Raw genomic sequence first — 3,889 nt, 5'->3', positions numbered from 1 at the left:
CACGAATTCCCGCCGTACCGCCACGACGACCTGAACGCCTGCTTCGCGCCGGTGTTCGCCGAGCTGCGCCGCATGCTGACCGCGGTGCTCGAGCAGAACGCGCTGCAGATCGAGCTGGTCGACCGCACGCACGGCGTGCGCACCGCGGTCGTCAACGACCTGGAGCTCGCGCGCACCGGCACCTTCGTGCTGGCCGTCAATGCGCAGGTGCCGGGCGAGCAGCTGCGCCAGCGCTTTCCGGCACAGACCAAGATCGGCCCGGTCGACAAGATCCGCGACCTGGTCAACCTGCAGCTGCCCGGCATCGGGTTGCGCTCGCTGCCGGTCGCGCCGCGCCAGCTGCCGTTCCATGCGGGGTATTTCTATTTCGAGCTCGACCGCAGCGGGGAGTTGTGGAAGGCGGTCTCGACCAACGGTCACGTCGCGATGCACATCGCCGGCGACTTCCCCGGCCTCGAGCTGGAGTTGTGGGCCATCAGAAGCCAGTGAAGTAAGCCAGAAAGAACGTGGTGAGCGCGATGAGCCCCTCTTCCCCCGACGATCCGTTTGCCGAAGTCGACACCGGCCGCACCTTCATCATGCCGACGCCGGGCGGGCGCACGACCGCGATGCCCTCGCGCCCGCAGCATGCGCCGCAGCAGCCCGCGGGCGCCGACGTGGCGGCCGACATCGGCCCGAGCGACAGCGGCCTGAACCCGCTGGTGGCGCTGGCGAACCCGCTGCTGGCGCTGGTGCCGCAGATCCGCGCCTCCACCCAGCTCGCCGACCCGGCCTCGCTGCGCGAATCGATCGCGCAGGGCCTGCGCGAGTTCGAGGCGCAGGCGCGCGCCCGCGGCATCACGCCCGAGCGCGTGCTGGCCGCCCGCTACATCCTGTGCACGCTGCTCGACGAGGTGGCCGCCACCATGCCGTGGGGCGCCTCCGGCCAGTGGGGCCGCCACAGCCTGCTCGCGATGTTCCACAACGAGACCGGTGGCGGCGAGAAGGTGTTCCAGCTGATGGCCAAGCTGGCCGAGAACCCGCGCGGCAACCGCGACCTGCTGGAGCTGATCTACGCCGCGCTGTGCCTGGGCTTCGAGGGCCGCTACCGCGTCGTCGACGGCGGCCGCGCGCAACTCGAGGCGGTGCGCGAGCGGCTCGCGCAGATCATCAAGAAGGAGCGCGGCGACTACCCGCAGCCGCTCGCGCAGAACTGGCGCGGCGAGGCCGCGACCCGCCGCTCGATGCTGACCTGGCTGCCGCTGTGGGTGGCCAGCGCCGTCGTGATGCTGCTGGTGGTCGCGATCTACCTCGGCCTGTCGTGGCGGCTGAGCGGCGACTCCGACCCGGTCTACGGTCGCATCCAGGAGCTGCGGCTGATTCCGCCGACCCCGCCGGTCAAGCTGCCGGCACCGAAGCCGCGGCTCGCGCAGTTCCTCGTCAACGACATCAAGGCCGAACTGGTCACGGTGCGCGACGAGGTCGACCGCAGCGTCGTGATCATCCGCGGCGACGGCCTGTTCCCGCCCGCCAGCGCGGCGCTCACCAGCGACCGCGAGGCGCTGATGAAGCGCATCGCCGAGGCGCTGGCCCAGGTGCAGGGCTCGGTGCTGGTGACCGGCCACACCGACAACGTGCGCATCCGCACCGCGCAGTTCCCGTCGAACTGGCACCTGTCCGAGGAGCGCGCGAAGACGGTGCGCGACATCCTGGTGGGCTACGGCGTCGCCGCCGACCGCGTCAAGGCCGAGGGCCGCGCCGATGGCGAGCCGGTGGCCGCCAACGACACGCCGGCCAACCGCGCGCTGAACCGGCGCGTCGAAATCACCCTGTTCATCTCGCGCGGCGCGACGCCCGCGGCCTCGGCTCCCGGAACCGGATCATGAAGAAGCTGCTCGGTGTCCTGCTCAACCCGTGGTTCCTGCTGATCCTCGGGCTGATCGCGCTGTCCCTCGTCATCTGGATCGTCGGGCCGCTGATCGCGATCGGCACCTGGCGGCCTTTGGAGAGTTCGACGGCGCGCCTCGTCTTCATCGGCGTGATCGTCGGCCTCGTGATCCTGCGCAAGCTGTGGCAGTACTTCCGTGCGCGCAAGACCAATGCGCGCGTCGTGGATCAGCTGCTGAAGCCGGTGGCGAGCACTGCCGCCGACGACCCGGCCAACGCCGAGCTGAAGACGCTGAACGAGCGCTTCCAGAAGGCGCTGCAGACGCTGCGCAACGCGAAGTTCGACACCGGCAAGACGGGGGTGGCCGGCGCGTTCAGCGGCCTCACGTCGCGGCTCGGCAAGCGCTACCTCTATGAGCTGCCGTGGTACGTGATCATCGGCGCGCCGGGCTCGGGCAAGACGACCGCGCTGGTCAACTCGGGCCTGAACTTCCCGCTGGCCGCGGCGATGGGCGAGCATTCGGTGAAGGGCGTCGGCGGCACCCGCAACTGCGACTGGTGGTTCACCGACCAGGCGGTGCTGATCGACACCGCCGGCCGCTACACCACGCAGGACAGCCACAAGAGCACCGACAGCAAGGCCTGGGAGGGCTTCCTCGACCTGCTCAAGCGCAGCCGGCCGCGCCAGCCGCTGAACGGCGTGCTGATCACCGTGTCGGTCAGCGACCTGCTCACCGCCAACGTCAACGAGCGCGCGCAGCACGCCGCCACCGTGCGCCTGCGGCTGCAGGAGCTGCACCAGCACCTGGGCATGCGCTTCCCGATCTACCTGCTGGTCACCAAGTGCGACCTGCTGTCGGGCTTCATGGAGACGCTGGGCGAGGTCGACAAGGACACCCGCGCGACGCCGTGGGGCATGACCTTCAAGCTCGACAAGCAGCAGCACACCGATCTCTCGGTGTTCCCGGCCGAGTTCGACGCGCTCGAGAAGCGCCTCACCGACGGCCTGATCGACCGCCTGCAGCTCGAGCGCGACCCGCAGCGCCGCGCCCGCATCTACGGCTTCCCGCAGCAGTTCGAGGCGTTGCGCGGCCTGCTGAAGGACTGGATCGACCAGGTCTTCTCGCCGTCGCAGTTCGAGGCCCACCCGCTGCTGCGCGGCGTGTACTTCATCAGCGGCACGCAGGAAGGCACGCCGATCGACCGCATGCTCGGCCGCATCGCGCGCACCTACCGGCTCGAGCGCACGGTGCTGCCGCCGCTGCAGTCCGGCGGCAAGAGCTTCTTCCTGTCGCGGCTGCTGAAGGAAGTGGTGTTCGGCGAGGCCGCGCTGGCCGGCACCGACCTGAAATGGGAGCGCCGCCGCGCCTGGATGATCACCGCCGCCTACGCGGCGCTCGGCATCGTCTCGTTGGGCGTGCTGCTCGCCTGGGGCGTCAGCTACGTCAACAACCAGCGCTACATCGCGAAGGTGGACGCCACCGTCGAGGAGGTGCGCAAGCTGGTGCAGTCGACGCCGAACCGCGCATCGCCCGACATCCTGGTGCTGCTGCCGGCGCTGCAGGCCACGCGCGACCTGGCGCGTGCCGGCATCGGCGACTCGGTGCCGTTCAGCCACGGCTTCGGGCTGTACCAGGGCCGCAAGCTCGACGGCGCGTCGCAGCAGGCCTACCGCCGCATGCTGACCGACGCGGTGCTGCCGCGCATCGCCCTCGGCATCGAGGACCGCCTGAAGACCGGCCTCGACAACCCCGAGCTGCAGTACGAGGCGCTGAAGGCCTACGTGATGCTCTACGACCCGGAGCGCTTCGACCCCGCCGCGCTGAAGCTCTACGTGATGGCCGATTGGGAAACCAACCTGCCGCGCTCGGTGACCACCGAGCAGCGTGCCGAGCTCGAATCCCACCTCGACGCGCTGCTGGCCGAGGGCCAGGCGGTGTCGCCGCTGCCGGAAGACAAGCAGCTGGTCGCGCAGACGCGGGCCCGCCTGATCGCGACGCCGCTCACCGAGCGCGTGTACCGG

The 3,889-nt window shown here is 70.2% G+C and carries 3 protein-coding genes; all 3 read left to right on the top strand.

Going from position 1 to position 3,889, the window contains the following annotated elements; genetic code table 11:
- A partial coding sequence (gene tssK, locus AC1D15_RS21145) for a type VI secretion system baseplate subunit TssK (protein ID WP_477827512.1) occupies nt 1-489 on the top strand: 489 nt, incomplete at its 5' end.
- 29 nt (nt 490-518) lie between these two features.
- The gene (locus AC1D15_RS21140) at nt 519-1,865 is read left to right on the top strand and encodes a DotU family type VI secretion system protein (RefSeq protein WP_477827511.1); all 1,347 of its coding nucleotides are present in this window, start codon (nt 519-521) and stop codon (nt 1,863-1,865) included.
- On the top strand, nt 1,862-3,889 hold a 2,028-nt coding region (gene tssM, locus AC1D15_RS21135), incomplete at its 3' end, for a type VI secretion system membrane subunit TssM (protein ID WP_477827510.1). The genes AC1D15_RS21140 and tssM, both read left to right, overlap by 4 nt.

The sequence above is a fragment of the Rhizobacter sp. P2_H2 genome, from assembly GCF_056403375.1.
This window is presented reverse-complemented; position numbering and strand designations above follow the sequence as displayed.